The sequence below is a fragment of the Desulfofalx alkaliphila DSM 12257 genome, assembly GCF_000711975.1.
In the GTDB taxonomy this organism is placed as follows: domain Bacteria; phylum Bacillota; class Desulfotomaculia; order Desulfotomaculales; family Desulfohalotomaculaceae; genus Desulfofalx; species Desulfofalx alkaliphila.
On the sequence record NZ_JONT01000003.1, the window covers coordinates 102,441 to 118,374 of the forward strand.

Genomic DNA, 15,934 nt, shown 5'->3' on the forward strand with positions numbered 1-15,934 from the left:
AAGAAGTTTTATTTCTACATGTTTTTGCTTTTTCCTGCATCTTTTATCATTCTGTTAAAAGCCATTGCGATTAACTGTTCCAGTTGGCCGGCGCAGGATTGATATATGGGCAGGGCCTGTCCATATGGATCCAATATGTCTCCGGGGATGCCGGCGTATTCCCCCAGGGTATGGGTTTTTTCTTCCGCCTCGGGCACCATCTGCAGCACCTGTTGGCGGTGCCCCAAGGTCATGGTAAGCACCAGGTCTGCCTCTTTGATTAATTCCGGCGTAATGACGGTTGAACTGTGCCTGCTGATATCTATACCTTTTTCCTTCAAGGCTTCCACAGCCTCTTTTGTGGCCGGGCCACCGGAGATGGCACAGGTGCCCGCAGAGGATATTTCAATATCCATATGGCCGTATTTTTCCTCTGCCAGCGCCTTGGCCAGGCCTTCGGCCATGGTGCTGCGGCAGGTATTGCCGGTACATACAAAAAGTATTTTCATTCTTTAACACCACCTTAATAGCCGTTAGAACAGAAAGCTAATGCCGATACCGATCAGTATTAGGCCCCCAAACAATTGGGCCTTGTTGCCAATCTTGCTGCCAATGAATTTGCCAAAGGTCAGCCCTAAGTAGGTCATCAGGCCCGCCACCAGACCAAATATAATGGCCGCCTGCATGAGGTTTACATCCTTCACACCCAGGGTAAAACCTACGCTCAGGGCATCCATGCTGACACTGCCGGCCAGCACAATCAGGCCCCAGGTGTTGGTCAGCAGTATTTGAGTTTCGCCTTCTTCGCTAAACACCTCTTTAATCATGCGCACGCCCAGGTAAATTAAAATTAAGGCCCCAATAATTGCGGCGGCGCGATCCAGGTAGCCCCCCACCACTTCACCAATATAATAGCCGGCCACCGGCATTATCACGTGGAATATCCCAATGGTGAAAGTAAGCAGGTATATTTGTTTACGTCTAATGCCGGCCATGCCTATGCCCACACAGAGGGATATGGCATCGGCCCCCAGGGCCACCGCCAGCAGCAACAGCATTAAAATTGTCATTTAAGCTCTCCTAAACTTAAAGCCATGGTTTTGTAAATATAGATCTATTTTATGTTTGTAATTTGTAAAGTATTAGCGCCTTAGGTTTTTACTATATTTCCGTTTGCCGCCCGGCGCAGGCGATCCATTACCGCCCGGCCCAGCCCCCTTTCGGCTACCCCCTCGGCTATAATAAGGTCTACGCCCAGGGCGTCAAATTGGCGCAGGGCGGCATACAGTGTGGCTGCAGCCCCGGCAAAATCACTGCGGCTGCCGTACTTCAACACCACTGCCCCACCGTAAGAAGGGGCATTTTCTTGGCTGGCAAGCACACCCACCCTTTTGCCCTCTTTTAAATGGCGACTAATTAACTCTTGGGTAGGGGCAACCGGGTCCCCGTCGCCCTCCACCAGCACCAGCCTGGCCTTAGGGGAATAGTGTTTGTATTTTAAGCCCGGGGAGCGGGGTTTTTCCGCCCCGGCCCCATGGCTCACCTGCCCGATCACCTGCTTTAAATGCTCGGCAGTGACCCCGCCGGGGCGCAGGACGGTGGGTACAGGGGCAGTTATATCTAAGACGGTGGATTCCACCCCCAGGTCAGCCGGGCCCCCGTCCAGCACCCCTTGGATGCGGCCCCTTAAATCCTCCATCACATGGGCAGCGGTGGTGGGACTGGGGCTGCCCGAAAGGTTGGCGCTGGGGGCGGCCACCGGCACCCCGGCAGCTGCAATAAGCTCTAAGGCCACCGGATGATTGGGCATGCGCACCGCAACGGTATCCAGACCGGCGGTGACCTCCTTGGGCACCGCATCGGTTTTTGGCAGCACCAGGGTAAGGGGCCCGGGCCAAAAGGCATCTATCAGCTTCTCGGTCAGCTCCCGGGCACTTGGGCTGTGGTAAACTGCCACTTGGCCCATCTGCTGCCGCTCACAAATATGTACTATTAAGGGATTATCGGCCGGCCGGCCCTTGGCTTTAAATATTTTCTCCACCGCCCTGCCGTCCAGGGCGTTGGCCCCCAGGCCGTAGACCGTTTCGGTGGGGAAGGCCACCAGGCCACCCCGGCGAATAATTTCCCCTGCTTCTTTTATTGCCTCAATTGCACCTCGGTCACCGTAAAGATCCTCTATCTTCCAGTGCCGGGTGTTAAATTCTGACATAATCTGCCACTCCCATCTCTAGTGCAGTAGTATATCACAAAATATGCGGTCATAAAACCAATGCCGGTTAAATATGCATAAGCATAGATTTGTCCTCTTGGGGGTCTTTTTAATGAGTTTTACTCTTATGCTTATTTCCGCCTTCGGCATCGGGGCACTGCATTCCCTGGAACCCGGCCACGGCAAAAGCATTATGGGGGCTTATTTGGTGCTTTCCCGGGGCCGGGCCATACATGCGGTGGTATTGGGCTTGATGTCGGCGGTGACCCACACCATGGTAATTGTGCTGATGTCGCTGGCGGCCCACGGGGTGCTGGGGGCGGCAGCGGGCCAGGGAGGGATGTCCGATGCCACCATGGAGCTTTGGTTAAAGCTTGTGGCCGGCCTATTGATTACCTGCATTGGTTTGCGCATGGCCCTTCGCCGTACGCCGGACTGTGGCTGCGGCTGTGGCAGCCGGCACTCTTTTTCGCCACCGCCTGCCGGCGGAACGGTGGATTGGCCCACCCTGGTTTTAGTGGGCTTCACCAACGGTTTGATACCCTGCCCCAGCGCCCTGGCGGTGCTCTTAATGAGCATCAGTGCCGGGGCGGTGGTAAGCGGCATGGTGCTGGTGGTGGCCTTTGGCATAGGCGGGGCCATATCCTTAATTGCTGTGGGTTTGCTCCTGTTAAAGTTATCCCAGGGCGCCGGTAACTTAATCAGCAACAGGGCCTGGTCCAATCTGAGCCGGCTAAGCGGCCTGATAATTGCAGCCATTGGCTTTTTTACCTGTTACGGGGCCCTGGGGGCCTTGCTGGGCCGGTGAGCCCTGCCACCACCAAGCGTTCCCTGTCTCCCAGGTCCCGGTAGAGTTTGGCCTGCCAGTGGGGCTGCTCAAACAGGGCCAGGGCGCCGTCACCCTGGCCGGGGCCTATTTCTATTAAGAGGTGGCCGCCGGCTTTTAACAGCTGCCGGGCCTGGGGTATTAACTGCCTGTATAAATCTAAACCGTCCGGGCCACCGTCCAGGGCCAGTTTTGGCTCCCTTTGTACCTCTTTGGCCAGGCCGGCCATGTCACCGCTGGGTATGTAGGGCAGGTTTGCGGTGATCAGGTCTAGGGATTTGGGGGGCCGGGTCTTAATCAACTGCTCCAGCAAGTTGCTTTGCAAAAACTTTACCCGCCGCTTCACCCGGTGGGTGACGGCGTTTTCTTGGGCCAGCTCTAGGGCTTCCGGCGAGATATCCACCGCCAGCACCTCTAATTGGGGTACAAAATGGGCGGTGCTGATGGCTATGGCCCCGCTGCCGGTGCCGACGTCTGCCATTACCGGCCGCTGCACCTGCTTGGCCAGGTGAATGGCCCTTTCCACCATTAGCTCCGTGTCCGGCCGGGGAATGAGCACTGCCGGGCTTACCTTAAAGTCCAGCCCCATAAATTCCTTCTTGCCCAGTATATAGGCGGTGGGAATACCCTCTATCCGCCGGTCCAGGCAGCTTTGGTAGCCCTGCACCTGCACCGGGTCGAGGATTAAATCCGCCCGGGCGTAAAGGGAGGCCCGGCTGCAGTTCAGCACATGGGCCAGCAGTATTTCCGCCTCCAGGCGGGGGTGTTCTATGTTTTTTGCCTGCAATAAAGCCCTGGCTTCTGCCAGGGCTGTTTTAATATCTGTGGTCATTTAATTTGCCTCTTTTGAATTACTTACTCTGCCTCTTTAAGGCGTTCAGCCTGGTCTGCGGTGGTCAGTGTTTCTATTATTTCATCCAGGCGGCCCTGCAGTACTTCGCCCAACCGGTGCAGGGTCAGGCCCACCCGGTGATCGGTAACCCTGTTTTGGGGAAAGTTGTAAGTGCGGATGCGCTCACTGCGGTCACCGCTGCCCACCATGGACTTTCTGGCGCTGGCAATCTCTTGCCGCTGTTCCTCCTGGGCTTTTTCATACAGGCGCGCCCGCAGCACCTTCATGGCCTTATCCTTATTCTTGTGCTGGGACTTTTCATCCTGACAGGATACCACAATGCCGGAGGGCAGGTGGGTGATGCGCACCGCCGACTGGGTGGTATTTACCGACTGCCCCCCCGGCCCGGTGGAGCAGAACAGGTCAATGCGCAGGTCGTTGGGGTTAATTTCAATTTCCACCTCTTCTGCCTCGGGCATCACTGCCACCGTTGCGGCAGAGGTGTGAATGCGCCCGCCGCTTTCGGTGGTGGGCACCCGCTGCACCCGGTGCACGCCGCTTTCGTACTTCAGTGCACTGTATGCCCCTTTACCCTCCACCATGAAGGTTATTTCCTTTATACCGTCCATATCGGTATAGTGGGTGTTCATAATGTCGATCTTCCAGCCCCGTTCCTCGGCAAAGCGGCTGTACATGCGAAATAGGTCGGCAGCAAATAGGGCCGCCTCTTCACCGCCGGTACCGGCACGAATTTCCACAATAACGTTTTTATCGTCGTTAGGGTCTTTGGGCAAGAGCAGCAGCTTGAGCTGAGATTCCAGGTCTTCCTTTTTTTCTTCCAGTTCCTGCTTTTCCATCTCAGCCATTTCCTGCATTTCGGCATCCAGGTCTTCCTTAAGCAGTTCTGCGGTGTCTTCCAGCTCTTGCACTACCTTTTTGTATTCCCGGTAGACCGTTACTATTTCTTCTAACTCCGAGTGATTTTTAACGTACTGCTGCCAACGGTTGAGGTCGGCAATTACCTCGGGGTCGCTTATTAAGACACTTAATTCTTCGTATTTTTGTTCAAGACCGGCCAGTTTGTCAAGCATCTTGTTCACCTTCCTCCAATACGGTGTTCCGCATTGGCAACTTAATATGACAAGCCATACCCGCAGGGTACAACTGATATGAAATGTGTTACATCTAAGGTGCCATTTATTATTAGGCATTGTAAAGAAATAGCAGAGCATACTGCTCTGCTACCTGCTCACTGTTACTTTAGGCCATATTTTTTGCGGAACTTGTCAGCACGACCACCTGTATCTACCATACGCTGCGATCCGGTATAGAATGGATGGCAGTTGCTACAAATGTCTACACGCATTTCCTTCCTGGTTGAACCAGTGCTAAAGGTGTTTCCACATACGCAGCTTACTTTAGCCTCATGGTATGGAGGATGGATCTTTTCCTTCATCTAACTCACCTCTTAACCTTTAAAAATACAGTGTCGGTCAATACACACTTAGTTATTTTAGCACACTCTACCGCTATCTGCAACTTTTTTTCACAGGTTCAGCGAAGGGGTTTGCTGTAGTTGCCCACCGGCACCTCTTCCTTTAGGGCGGCTATAAAGTGCCCGATACCCATGGGCTGCTCCGCCGGCAGGGGTAGTTTTTCCAGCAAGTAGTCGGGATCAATATTCAGGTTTCTTATCTGCACCAGGTCCACACCGGTTTCCTTTATGAAGTCCAACAGCCTATGGGTTTCACTGGGCAGGTCGTTTAATCCGGGGAAGGTTAAAAGGTTTAGGTAAACAAATACTCCCCTTCCCTTGGCCAGTTTTATGCTCTTTTTTACGTCATCCAGGGTGTAGCCCCGGGGGCGATAATAGGCCCGGTAAATTTGGTCATTGGCGCTGATGATGCTTACCCTTAAGGAGTCTAAGCCCGCCGCCGCTATTTTTTCAATTCCCCCTGTGTAGCCGGCGTTGGAATTGATATTTATGGTGCCCTTGGGCGTCAGGGCCCTCATATGCCTTATGGCCTGGGCAATGGTATCGGCTGCCATGGTCGGTTCACCCTCGCAGCCTTGGCCAAAGGAAATGATGGCATCGGCGGCCTGTTCCAGGTGGTCTGCCCCCACCTCCACCACCTCTTTAACGGTAGGTCGAAAGTTTAGCCTGGATTGGGGCGAGGGGCAGCATTCCGCCGGCTGCTCCGATATACAGCCCAGGCAGCGGGCATTGCAGGCGGGGGATACGGGCAGGCCCCCTTCCCACCTTTGGTAAAATATGTTTTGGGCGGTAAAGCATTGGTATTCCCTTGAACAGTGGGCCAGATGCCGCAGAATTCTGTTTTGGGGGTATTTTTCTAAACGCCGGTCAATTAGGCGGGGCAGGTTTTCGGTGCTGTAATAGCGGGGATTCCATTTTACCGTTTCGTCCGTCTGCATGGCGGCCACGTACAGTCTTTCATCCTTCAGCACCACCGCGGCGTAGCCCAGTAGGGGCAACGGTTTCTTGCCGGCCCGCCTGTAGCCGGGCAGGAGGGTACGGCTGTAGCCCTGGGGCAGGGTTGCACCCACCGGATAAGCGGGCCCCGGGCCGTAGGGGTTTTCCTTGAGCAGTACAAAGTCACCCTTCTTGTTAATACCAATGGGGTGGGATTGGGGCAGCATCACCAGCCCCGCACTTTCCGGCAGCGGTATCAGGTCTTCATCTATTATTTCCACAAACATTTCCCCGGTCCGGCCCACCGGTTGGATTGGGTAGTCAAAGAACTCTCCCCTGGAGTTGGCAAAGAGTAGTTTGTACATGGCGGTCTCCCTTTATTAAATTTTGAATTATAAGTTTTAAATTATAAGTCCTAGGCGTAGGAGTTCAGTTCAATACAGAGCAGGGGGTCAAAGGGCACTCCCTGGTATTGAACCTCCCAGTGCAGGTGGGGGCCAAAGGATCTGCCCGTGTTGCCCACCCTTGCTATGGGATCATTTTTTTGCACATACTGGCCTGAATTAACCAGCAGAGCGGAGCAGTGGGCGTAGAGGGTGCGTATGCCTCCGCCGTGATCAATAATTACCGTGTAGCCGTAGTCGCCGTAATAGCCGCAATAGGCCACTCTACCCCCCTGGGCTGCCCTAATCAGTGCGCCCTGGTCGGCGGCAATATCCACACCGTGGTGGGGCCGGCCTTCATCCCGGATACCAAAGGGGGAAGATATTCTACCCTTTACCGGCCAGTCCATGGCAAAAAAGGGCATGGCGGTGCTGCCCGACGCAGCGGCGGCAGCTGCTTTTGGGCCGGCCCCGGCAGCCGGTATGGTTAAGGTTTGTCCCACCTGCAGGTAGTCGGGGTTGCTGATCCTGTTGACCCGCAGCAGTTCCTGCACCGGCACCTGATAGTTTTGGCTAATGGCTATAATGCTTTCACCGGCCTTTACAGTGTGGCTGGTTTGTCCGCCGGGCAGGTCGATTGCCTGTCCAACGTAGAGCCGGCTTTCGCTGTCTAAGCCGTTGGCTGCAGCCAACCGGGCCACCGATATGCCGTGCCTATTGGCCAAATCCCACAGGGTGTCGCCGGGTTTTACCCGGTATACCGTGGTGCCGGACCGGGACACCCCTGCCGGCGCTGTTTCCGGTTGATAATTTACACGGTTAACGCCATAGGGTTTGTTTTTTATAATCATTTCATCTAACCGGGCATGGGCAGCGGGGCTAAAGCAGCCCATTAGCAGCACCAGCACCAGTAAGTATACTGTTCTTTTGAATAGCATTTAGTCTCACCTCATAATGACAATAGTTAGTTATATTATTGCCATTAGTTGGGAGGGCTATTCATTATTTGTTTTAATCGTCGTTGGTCACCATTTTACGGGTGGGGGGGTAGCTGGGCACTATGGCCTTGGCCTTTTTTCTCTGCTGCAGCATGGCCTGAACCAACTGGCTGTTGGTTTTGCTGTTTTTCATGCGTTCAAAAAGAACTTCCAGGGCATCCCAGGGGTTGGCGTTGCTGAAAGCCCTTCTAAATCCCCAAACCCACTCCAATTCATCCTTGGTAAGCAGGGATTCTTCGCGCCTGGTGCCCGAGCGCTGTACGTCTATGGCCGGGAAGAGCCTGCGTTCGGCCAGGCGGCGGTCCAATATTAATTCCATGTTGCCGGTGCCTTTAAATTCTTCAAAAATAACGTCATCCATGCGGCTGCCGGTTTCAATCAGGGCCGTTGCCAGTATCGTTAAACTGCCCCCTTCTTCTAAATTGCGGGCAGCACCGAAAAATCTTTTCGGCTTGTGAAGGGAAGCCGGGTCAACGCCGCCGGACAGGGTTCTGCCGCTGGGGGGTATCACCAGGTTGTAAGCCCTGGCCAGCCGGGTGATGCTGTCCATTAAAATAACAACGTCCCGCTTGTGCTCCACCAGGCGTTTGGCCCTTTCCAGCACCATTTCTGCCACCTTTACATGGTTTTCAGGCGGCTCATCAAAGGTAGAAGCCACCACTTCACCGTTCACTGAGCGCTCTATATCGGTTACTTCCTCCGGCCGCTCGTCAATTAGCAGCACCATCATTTCTATTTCCGGGTGATTTTGGGAAATGCTGTTGGCTATTTCTTTTAGCAGGGTGGTTTTGCCCGCCTTGGGGGGGGCCACTATTAAACCACGCTGCCCCTTGCCTACCGGAGCAATTAAATCAATAATACGGGTACTTCTTTTCTCCGGGCTAAGCTCCAGGGAAATTCTGTCTTCCGGGTAAAGGGGGGTTAAGCCGTCAAAGTGCAGTCTTTCTGGAGATATTTCAGGGGGATCGCCGTTTACTTCTTCCACCCTCAGCAAGGCAAAGTAGCGTTCGCCTTCCTTGGGTCTGCGCACCTGGCCGGATACCCGGTCCCCTGTACGCAGGTCAAACTTTCTGATTTGGGATGATGATACATAAATGTCATCATTGCTGGGGTGGTACTTAAAGGGTCTTAAAAAACCATAGCCGTCGGGCAGTTTTTCCAGCACCCCTTGGGCTTGAATTATACCCTCCTGTTTGGTTTTGTATTTTAGAATTTCAAAAATCAGTTCTTTTTTGCGCAGTTTATAATAGCCCGGTAATTCCATGGCCCGGGCTATCTTGTACAACTCTACCATGGTTTTGCTTTCTAAAGTATTGATGTTTACATCCAAGATTCTCAAATCTCCCATCATATTTACTTAATGCCGATGACAATTTATTTTCTTATAAACCGGCTGCCTTGCCCCGCTTGGGTCAGGGTTATTTTCTTTTGCAGCACCCTGCGGGAAATGAAGTAGACCAGGGTGCAGACCACTATTGTGTTCACAATTGCACCCACCAAAAGGGGATGCCCCATGGTTTTGCCCAGCGTTAACCAAGTATTTACACTGGCAAATTCAAGGTTGGAAGTAAAAAGGTATAGGGGCACCGGTTTGCCGGTTAGCAGTAAAGAACCCACTATTACGTCAAGGGCAAAGAAAAAAGGTGCGGCCCATTTAAAGAGGATTAATGTCAGCAGGGCTGCAATAACGTTAAAACCCATCAACCAGGCTGCAAAGTAGGCAAGGGGATAACCGAATATCGGTATTGGTAAAAAGAGCATGGCAACGCCCACCGCCATTCCACCGGCGATTTTGTGGGGTGCATCTGGCAGGCTCATTAGTTTATTATATCTTTCAATAAAGATTTGTCGATACTTCTCTATTAATTCCTTTAACACTGGGGCTCTCTCCCCTGGATCTACTTACAGGTGGACAGGTGTATTAGTTTTGGCCCGGCACCTTGGCCCAGTCGGCCAAAAATTTTTCTATACCTGCATCTGTTAAGGGGTGGTTAATCATCTGCTTTAATACTTTAGGCGGAACGGTGGCAATGTGTGCACCTGCCTTGGCAGATTGCAGCACATGTAGGGGATGTCTAATGCTGGCAGCTATAATTTCTGTTTTAAATTGGTAATTGTTGAAGATTGTAACTATATCATAAATTAAATCCATTCCGTCGTGGCCGATATCATCTATCCGGCCCACAAAGGGGCTTACATAGGTGGCACCTGCCAAGGCGGCCAGCAGGGCCTGGTTGGCTGAAAACACCAGGGTTACGTTGGTCTTTATGCCCCTTTCCCTGCACTCCTTGGTTACTTTCAGGCCCGCTTCGTTCATGGGCAGTTTAACCACTATGTTAGGATGAATTTCAGCCAATTGTATTGCTTCTGCCAACATTTTATCCGGTTCAAGGCTTACAGCTTCAGCGCTAATGGGGCCCTTAACCAGGTCGGTTATTTCTTTTACCACCTGGGCAAAATCCCTGCCTTCCTTTGCTATCAGCGAAGGGTTAGTGGTGACGCCAGAGATAACGCCCAATTGATAACATTCCCGAATTTCGTCTATATTTGCAGTATCCAGAAAAATTTTCAAAGCCTAAATCACCCCTCACCTCATAATTGCCTTAGCCTTAGCCCGGCCTTGGGGCTAAGGCTAAGCTTTACCGCTTGAGCCAAATATTCTGATTTTTTCCCTTATTACTTCTATGGCAGCTTCCCTGCCCGGGCCAATTATTTTTCTGGGATCTATTTCATTGGGTTTTTCATTTAGCACCTTGCGGATGGCACCGGTAATTGCTTCCCTGATGTTGGTGTCGATGTTCACCTTGCATACGCCCAAAGAAATGGCCCTTTGAATGGCCTCGTCGGGCACTCCCGATGAGCCGTGCAGTACGATGGGTATTTTAACCAGGGACTTAATTTTTTCCAGTCTTTCAAAGTCCAGCTTGGGTTCTCCCTTGTACTGACCGTGGGCAGTGCCAATGGCCACCGCCAAGGAGTCAACATTGGTACGTTCTACAAATTCCCTTGCTTCCTCGGGGTCGGTGTACATGGCGTCTTTTTCATCTACGGTAATATCATCCTCTGTGCCACCTATTTTACCCAGTTCTGCCTCCACCGATACCCCCACCGGTCTGGCCACCGCCAATACACGGTTGGTAAGCTCTATGTTTTCCTCCAGAGGGTATTGTGAACCGTCAATCATCACTGAGCTAAAGCCAGCCCTAATGCACTGGACACACTGCTCAAAACTGGTGCCGTGATCCAGGTGTAGGGCCACCGGTATTTTTGCTTGCTCCGCCGCTATTTTTGACATGCCCACTATCCATTCTAAACCGGCATACTTAATGGCACCTTGGCTGGCCTGAATAATAACCGGGGCATTTTCTGCCTCGGCCGCAGCTATAATTGCCTGCACAATTTCCATGTTGTTACAGTTAAATGCTCCCACTGCGTATTTCCCGGCCTCGGCCTTTTGTAGCAATTCATTAACTGTCACCAATGCCATTATATTTTCCCCCTTTGTTTTTTATTCCCTACTAAGATAATTAAAATGCCCGAACCTTGTTCGAGCATGTTTAATCGGTCATCTTATTATGGTCTAAATACTGGCTCTTTATTTAATGTTTGTTGCGTTTGCGGCACTTTTTTTTCGGCTTATGCTTGGTGCCGTTGTTAGCTAAGCTATCTAAACACTTAAAACCATGCCTGGCCAGCTCGATATACTCCACCTCTTTAATAACCCTTAGGTCTTCTTCGGTTTCAGCATAGATAATGTTAATGCTATCACAATCTTTGCATTGCAATTCCAACCTGTCGGGGAATATGTCCACCTCTATGGAGTCATTGCCGCACTGGCAGTAGAGGGCGTTTCTTTCAGCTATATCGTGTAAGCAGTTTAGCACCTCGTACATTATGCCCGAATTATTAAAGTAATCGTCGTTATCGAACTGATCAATTAACTTTTCAAGGTCGTATTCATGGTTCTTTACAGCTTCACGCACCTTTTTATCCGGTCCCAGGTGTCCCAATTCAACGCCTGTTTCCTGGCAATAAAGGTTGATCAGTTGCTGTGACCACAATTTAGACCCGGTAATCTGGCGCTGGTGCTTCACCTCACAAATTACACAGGGTAACTGCAGTGCATAAAAGCCGTTTCGTTTTTTGCTGGCAACTAACAGGACGGCGCCGCAGGCACACTTCACTTCCAGCTGCCGACGGCCGGAGAAAGCAAAACGGGACAGCATATGAAATTCTAGTTTTCCGCATTGGGGACATCTCATGGCCAGTACAGTGCTGGTGTTAATAAGCATTGCCCGCAGACCTCCTATCTTTATCTGCAACTTTAAGTAAAATATTCGCCGTTTATGCATAAACTCCTTTTCTTTATTAGTATTTCTAACAAAATTATATTGCTTATTTTATATATTCCTTTGCCAGCCGGCGAACCTTTTCTATGTCAAAGGGCTTACACAGGTAATCCTTTACCCCAAGCTGCTCTGCCTTTTTAACATTTTCTGTCTCACCGGAGGCGGTAACCATCACCACCGGCACCTCTATATCCATATCCCTGATTTTTTCCAGTGTTTGCAGGCCGCTGAGGCCGGGCATGTTCATGTCCAGCAGCACCAGGGAAGGGGTAATCCTTTGCAGCTTTTCCAATGCCTCTGCACCGCTGGCAGCCTCCTCTATGCAAAAGTCCCCCTTAAAAATTTCATAAAGGAGCCTTCTGACTCCGGGCTGGTCGTCTACTATTAGCAGTGTTTTTTGAGCGTGCAATATTCCACCTCCCAAGCATCTCCCATTTATCTTTACCATATTTCGTCATTATTGGCAAAAAACCTGCAAACCGCTGCTAGATATTTATTTGGGTTAAAAAAGTTGAGGTTAAACCGGCCAATACCAGCAGGGATATCAGTGCAAATACCACACCCGCAGCCCAGGGGGTGGCAACCACCGCAAAGGCCCTGCCGGTGGTAAATTTATGTGCCTCCCTCAGGCCAATGGTTAACAGCACCACTCCCCACAGGTATATGGCAATGGATGCAAGGGCTGAGAGGGTATCAACGGCAGCCGATTGAGGAAGAAGAATTTCTAAGCCTTGTATGGGCAGCATCAGTACCGCCGGCAGTCCTGCTAAACCGTACACGGTAAAGGAGGTGAGCGCCCTTCCCCGGCCCCCGTAAAATTCAGCAATTAGGTGCAGCAGGGCGCTGTAGAAAAACCACAGCAGTATGTTTAAGATAAAGGCCCCCATGGCCATCATGGGTGCCGCAGCCTCCAGGAATTGCATTAGGCTGCCGGCCATCTGATCGATGGCAAGTTCGTGGGCCAGGGGACTTTGTTGTATAAAGAAGGTTGACATCAGTGCCAACACAAAGTTGACGCCCAGAATTAAAATAAGGGTGAGCTTTACCGGTGGTTTTTCAGCCACCCTTTGGTATGTTTTTACCGGGTCAAAGAGTATGCCGTAAACCAAGTCGTACACTGTAAGTGCCTGTTGGGGAGGCTCCACCTGTCCATTGTTATCCTCAAAGGGCTGTGCTTGGTCTTCCATGGGGTGAAGTTCTTTATTCTCCGTCAAAATATCAACTCCCTTAGGGTAGCATTAGTATTAAGCGGTATTTAATGAGGTCCAAGCCTTGGGGCGAAAGTATATTGCCCGCTGACAAAGGCCATAAAAGGTCATCCCAAATTGTTCTCGGGGTTAAGTTTACCACATCGGGCTGCTCTATTCCTGCCATTTGGGCAGCGGCATCAATGGCATCTTGCATGTCGCCCAGCTGATCCACTAAGCCCAATTCCGCTGCCTGGCGGCCGGTGAACAGTCTGCCGTCGGCCAGCTCCTGCACCTGCTCCGCTTCCATCTTGCGCCCTTCAACCACCACGTCTAAAAACTGTTGGTAAATATCGTCCACCATGCTTTGAAATATTTCCCGCTCTTTGTCTGTCAGGTGGCGGGCATCTGAGCCCATGTCCTTGTGGGGGCCGCTTTTAAAGGTGTTTCTGTCTATGCCCAGCTTTTCGTAAAGACCCTGCAGGTCCACTGTTTCCATAATTACCCCTATGCTGCCGGTCATGGTGCTGGGGTTGGCCACAATATGGTCTGCCTCGCAGCATATCCAATATCCCCCGGAGGCCGCAACTTCGGCCATATATGCCACCACCGGTTTGCCGGTTTGGCGCAGGCGTTTTATTTGGTTGCCTATTTCCATTGAGCCCACCGCAGTGCCGCCGGGGCTGTTAACCCGCAGCACCACTGCCTTTATGCTGGGGTCATCGGCTGCCTCCTGCAGCTGGTTGATTATGGTTTGTGAACCCGACTGCAGTTGGCCGAAACCACTGCCGCCGCTGCCGCCGCTGACAATGGTGCCGGTGATATCTATTACCCCCACCGCTTCTTCGCCCGAGTTGTGGGCCGATTTGGTTTCCGGTGTGTCTTTGTTAAATGCGGCCATAAGCAGTGACACTACCACCGCTAGGGCAATTATTCCTGTGACAATTTTTTTCAATATTGATAACCTCCTTATCAATGGCTCTCCATTAGCTTATGTAATCACTGCCTTAAACATGGTTTGTAAATATTTGTAAGGGTTACAGATAAAAGAAAAGCTTTGGTAAGTTTGAGTTTTTACCAAAGCTGCTTTGTGTCTTTTAGTTATTCTGATCGCCCCGGTATCTTAAGGCCGCTCCGATAAAGTCGCGGAAGAGCGGATGTGGGCGGTAGGGTCTGGACTTAAATTCCGGATGGAATTGGGTGGCTAAAAACCAAGGGTGATCCGGCAGTTCTATTATTTCCACCAGTTCTTTGTCGGGCAGTATGCCGGAAAAGACCATACCCTTTTCTGCCAGTTGGGACCGGTAAAGATTATTTAGCTCGTAGCGGTGGCGGTGCCGCTCCGCAATTGTTTCACGGCCGTAGGCCCGATGGGCAAGGGTGCCGGGTTTCAAGGTGCATTCATAGCGGCCCAGGCGCATTGTTCCGCCCATTTTATTTATATCCTTTTGTTCCGGTAAGAGATCAATTACCGGGTGGCCGGTTTGGGCATCAAATTCTGAACTGTTGGCATCCTTCCAGCCCAAGACGTTGCGGGCATATTCCACCACCGCCAACTGCATGCCCAGGCAAATGCCCAGCATGGGAATTTTGTTTTCCCTGGCATATTGAATGGCATTTATTTTTCCTTCAATGCCCCGTTGGCCAAAGCCGCCGGGAATTAATATGCCGTCCACATCCCCCAGGTAGTCGGCCACGGGCATACGCTCCAGGTCCTCGCTGTTAATCCATCTAATGTCAACGGCTGTGCCGTGGTGCAAACCCGCATGGCGCAGGGCCTCGGCCACACTTAAGTAAGCATCGGGCAGCGATACGTATTTACCCACCAGGGCAATGGTGGTGGCCCAACGCAAGTTTTTCATTCTGTCCACCATGTCTTTCCATTCGGTAAGATCAGGCTTGCCCACCTTTAAATTCAATCGCTCAATTACTATATCTGCCAGGCCCTCATCCTCTAATCTTAAAGGCACTTCGTATATTGAATGGGAATCCACCGCCTGGATCACGGCTTCCTTTTCTATATCGCAAAAGAGGGCCAGCTTTTCTTCCATTTCCTTGGAGAGGGGCTGTTCAGAGCGGCATACAATGACATCCGGTTGAATACCAATGCCCCGCAGTTCTTTTACGCTGTGCTGGGTGGGCTTGGTCTTAAGTTCATTGGCTGCACTGATAAAGGGTACCAGGGTAACGTGAATGTACATCACCTTGTCTTTACCCAGGTCGCTTTTTAACTGCCGAATTGCCTCTAAAAAGGGTTGGGACTCAATATCGCCCACTGTACCCCCTATTTCGGCAATTACGATGTCCGGGTTCCCCTCTTCTTCCAGTTTAAGTACACGCTCTTTAATTTCATTGGTTACATGGGGAATTACCTGCACGGTGGCCCCCAAATAATCACCCCGGCGTTCTTTGCTAATAACTGACCAATAAATAACCCCGGTGGTAACGTTACTACTGCGGGTGAGATCTATATCAATAAACCGTTCGTAGTGGCCCAAATCCAAGTCAGTTTCTGCACCGTCTTCGGTGACATAAACTTCGCCATGCTGGTATGGACTCATGGTACCGGGGTCTATATTTATATAAGGATCCAGTTTTTGAACTGCTACTTTAAGGCCCCTGCTTTTTAAAAGGCGGCCCAACGAAGCGGCAGTTATGCCTTTACCAAGGGAAGACACAACACCCCCCGTAACAAAGATATACTTGGCCATAACTATCCTCCTAGTACTGTAAATAATTA

At 51.3% G+C, this 15,934-nt stretch carries 18 protein-coding genes; 1 reads left to right on the plus strand and 17 read right to left on the minus strand.

What is annotated here, in order from left to right; genetic code table 11:
- Window positions 1-14 precede the first annotated feature (14 nt).
- The 3 genes from BR02_RS15840 to BR02_RS0103420 all read right to left on the minus strand — a co-directional run bounded on the left by BR02_RS15840 (window position 15) and on the right by BR02_RS0103420 (window position 2,188).
- Window positions 15-488: a low molecular weight protein arginine phosphatase gene (locus BR02_RS15840; protein WP_031514198.1), complete on the minus strand. Its 474-nt coding sequence runs from the start codon at window positions 486-488 to the stop codon at window positions 15-17.
- A gap of 24 nt (window positions 489-512) precedes the next feature.
- Window positions 513-1,049, minus strand: coding sequence for a manganese efflux pump MntP (locus BR02_RS0103415; RefSeq protein WP_031514200.1), 537 nt, complete (start codon window positions 1,047-1,049; stop codon window positions 513-515).
- An 80-nt stretch (window positions 1,050-1,129) separates the two neighbouring features.
- Window positions 1,130-2,188, minus strand: a complete 1,059-nt coding sequence (locus BR02_RS0103420; RefSeq protein WP_031514203.1) for an L-threonylcarbamoyladenylate synthase — start codon at window positions 2,186-2,188, stop codon at window positions 1,130-1,132.
- 112 nt (window positions 2,189-2,300) lie between these two features.
- Between BR02_RS0103420 and BR02_RS0103425 the strand changes: the two genes are divergently transcribed.
- Complete coding sequence (locus tag BR02_RS0103425; protein ID WP_031514205.1) at window positions 2,301-2,996, plus strand: nickel/cobalt transporter; 696 nt, start codon at window positions 2,301-2,303, stop codon at window positions 2,994-2,996.
- Here BR02_RS0103425 and prmC read toward each other — a convergent pair.
- The 14 genes from prmC to BR02_RS0103490 form a co-directional block, all read right to left on the minus strand.
- Window positions 2,956-3,846 (minus strand): peptide chain release factor N(5)-glutamine methyltransferase, encoded by an 891-nt coding sequence (gene prmC / locus BR02_RS0103430; protein ID WP_051688105.1) that lies wholly within the window; start codon window positions 3,844-3,846, stop codon window positions 2,956-2,958. The two genes, BR02_RS0103425 and prmC, sit on opposite strands and share 41 nt — an antisense overlap.
- A 23-nt stretch (window positions 3,847-3,869) precedes the next feature.
- On the minus strand, window positions 3,870-4,937 hold the full coding sequence (gene prfA, locus BR02_RS0103435; protein ID WP_031514208.1) for a peptide chain release factor 1: 1,068 nt from the start codon (window positions 4,935-4,937) through the stop codon (window positions 3,870-3,872).
- Between the two features lie 164 nt (window positions 4,938-5,101).
- Window positions 5,102-5,302, minus strand: coding sequence for a 50S ribosomal protein L31 (gene rpmE / locus BR02_RS15020; protein ID WP_084170918.1), 201 nt, complete (start codon window positions 5,300-5,302; stop codon window positions 5,102-5,104).
- Window positions 5,303-5,400: 98 nt separating this feature from the next.
- On the minus strand, window positions 5,401-6,642 hold the full coding sequence (locus BR02_RS0103440; protein ID WP_031514210.1) for a radical SAM family protein: 1,242 nt from the start codon (window positions 6,640-6,642) through the stop codon (window positions 5,401-5,403).
- 50 nt (window positions 6,643-6,692) lie between these two features.
- Window positions 6,693-7,598, minus strand: a complete 906-nt coding sequence (locus BR02_RS0103445) for a M23 family metallopeptidase (protein ID WP_031514212.1) — start codon at window positions 7,596-7,598, stop codon at window positions 6,693-6,695.
- A 73-nt stretch (window positions 7,599-7,671) separates the two neighbouring features.
- Window positions 7,672-8,952, minus strand: coding sequence for a transcription termination factor Rho (gene rho, locus BR02_RS0103450; protein ID WP_031514214.1), 1,281 nt, complete (start codon window positions 8,950-8,952; stop codon window positions 7,672-7,674).
- A gap of 80 nt (window positions 8,953-9,032) precedes the next feature.
- Entirely contained in the window at window positions 9,033-9,536 is a 504-nt protein-coding gene (locus BR02_RS0103455) for a DUF2062 domain-containing protein (RefSeq protein ID WP_051688106.1), read from the minus strand.
- 43 nt (window positions 9,537-9,579) lie between these two features.
- Window positions 9,580-10,230 (minus strand): fructose-6-phosphate aldolase, encoded by a 651-nt coding sequence (fsa, locus tag BR02_RS0103460; protein ID WP_031514217.1) that lies wholly within the window; start codon window positions 10,228-10,230, stop codon window positions 9,580-9,582.
- Between the two features lie 60 nt (window positions 10,231-10,290).
- The gene (locus tag BR02_RS0103465) at window positions 10,291-11,145 is read right to left on the minus strand and encodes a class II fructose-1,6-bisphosphate aldolase (RefSeq protein ID WP_031514219.1); all 855 of its coding nucleotides are present in this window, start codon (window positions 11,143-11,145) and stop codon (window positions 10,291-10,293) included.
- Window positions 11,146-11,257: 112 nt separating this feature from the next.
- Window positions 11,258-11,950: a hypothetical protein gene (locus BR02_RS0103470; RefSeq protein ID WP_031514221.1), complete on the minus strand. Its 693-nt coding sequence runs from the start codon at window positions 11,948-11,950 to the stop codon at window positions 11,258-11,260.
- 103 nt (window positions 11,951-12,053) lie between these two features.
- Window positions 12,054-12,416 (minus strand): response regulator, encoded by a 363-nt coding sequence (locus BR02_RS0103475; RefSeq protein WP_031514223.1) that lies wholly within the window; start codon window positions 12,414-12,416, stop codon window positions 12,054-12,056.
- A 76-nt stretch (window positions 12,417-12,492) separates the two neighbouring features.
- Complete coding sequence (locus BR02_RS0103480) at window positions 12,493-13,221, minus strand: Yip1 family protein (protein WP_051688108.1); 729 nt, start codon at window positions 13,219-13,221, stop codon at window positions 12,493-12,495.
- A 13-nt stretch (window positions 13,222-13,234) separates the two neighbouring features.
- The gene (gene sppA / locus BR02_RS0103485; RefSeq protein WP_207640976.1) at window positions 13,235-14,149 is read right to left on the minus strand and encodes a signal peptide peptidase SppA; all 915 of its coding nucleotides are present in this window, start codon (window positions 14,147-14,149) and stop codon (window positions 13,235-13,237) included.
- Between the two features lie 142 nt (window positions 14,150-14,291).
- Window positions 14,292-15,905, minus strand: a complete 1,614-nt coding sequence (locus BR02_RS0103490) for a CTP synthase (RefSeq protein ID WP_031514234.1) — start codon at window positions 15,903-15,905, stop codon at window positions 14,292-14,294.
- Window positions 15,906-15,934 lie beyond the last annotated feature (29 nt).

Excerpts from the sequence above, each read along its gene's own strand:
- BR02_RS15840 (WP_031514198.1), bottom strand. The coding sequence starts at position 488 with ATGAAAATACTTTTTGTATGTACCGGCAATACCTGCCGCAGCACCATG.
- BR02_RS0103415 (WP_031514200.1), bottom strand. The coding sequence starts at position 1,049 with ATGACAATTTTAATGCTGTTGCTGCTGGCGGTGGCCCTGGGGGCCGAT.
- BR02_RS0103420 (WP_031514203.1), bottom strand. The coding sequence starts at position 2,188 with ATGTCAGAATTTAACACCCGGCACTGGAAGATAGAGGATCTTTACGGT.
- BR02_RS0103425 (WP_031514205.1), top strand. The coding sequence starts at position 2,301 with ATGAGTTTTACTCTTATGCTTATTTCCGCCTTCGGCATCGGGGCACTG.
- prmC (WP_051688105.1), bottom strand. The coding sequence starts at position 3,846 with ATGACCACAGATATTAAAACAGCCCTGGCAGAAGCCAGGGCTTTATTG.
- prfA (WP_031514208.1), bottom strand. The coding sequence starts at position 4,937 with ATGCTTGACAAACTGGCCGGTCTTGAACAAAAATACGAAGAATTAAGT.
- rpmE (WP_084170918.1), bottom strand. The coding sequence starts at position 5,302 with ATGAAGGAAAAGATCCATCCTCCATACCATGAGGCTAAAGTAAGCTGC.
- BR02_RS0103440 (WP_031514210.1), bottom strand. The coding sequence starts at position 6,642 with ATGTACAAACTACTCTTTGCCAACTCCAGGGGAGAGTTCTTTGACTAC.
- BR02_RS0103445 (WP_031514212.1), bottom strand. The coding sequence starts at position 7,598 with ATGCTATTCAAAAGAACAGTATACTTACTGGTGCTGGTGCTGCTAATG.
- rho (WP_031514214.1), bottom strand. The coding sequence starts at position 8,952 with ATGGTAGAGTTGTACAAGATAGCCCGGGCCATGGAATTACCGGGCTAT.
- BR02_RS0103465 (WP_031514219.1), bottom strand. The coding sequence starts at position 11,145 with ATGGCATTGGTGACAGTTAATGAATTGCTACAAAAGGCCGAGGCCGGG.
- BR02_RS0103470 (WP_031514221.1), bottom strand. The coding sequence starts at position 11,950 with ATGCTTATTAACACCAGCACTGTACTGGCCATGAGATGTCCCCAATGC.
- BR02_RS0103490 (WP_031514234.1), bottom strand. The coding sequence starts at position 15,905 with ATGGCCAAGTATATCTTTGTTACGGGGGGTGTTGTGTCTTCCCTTGGT.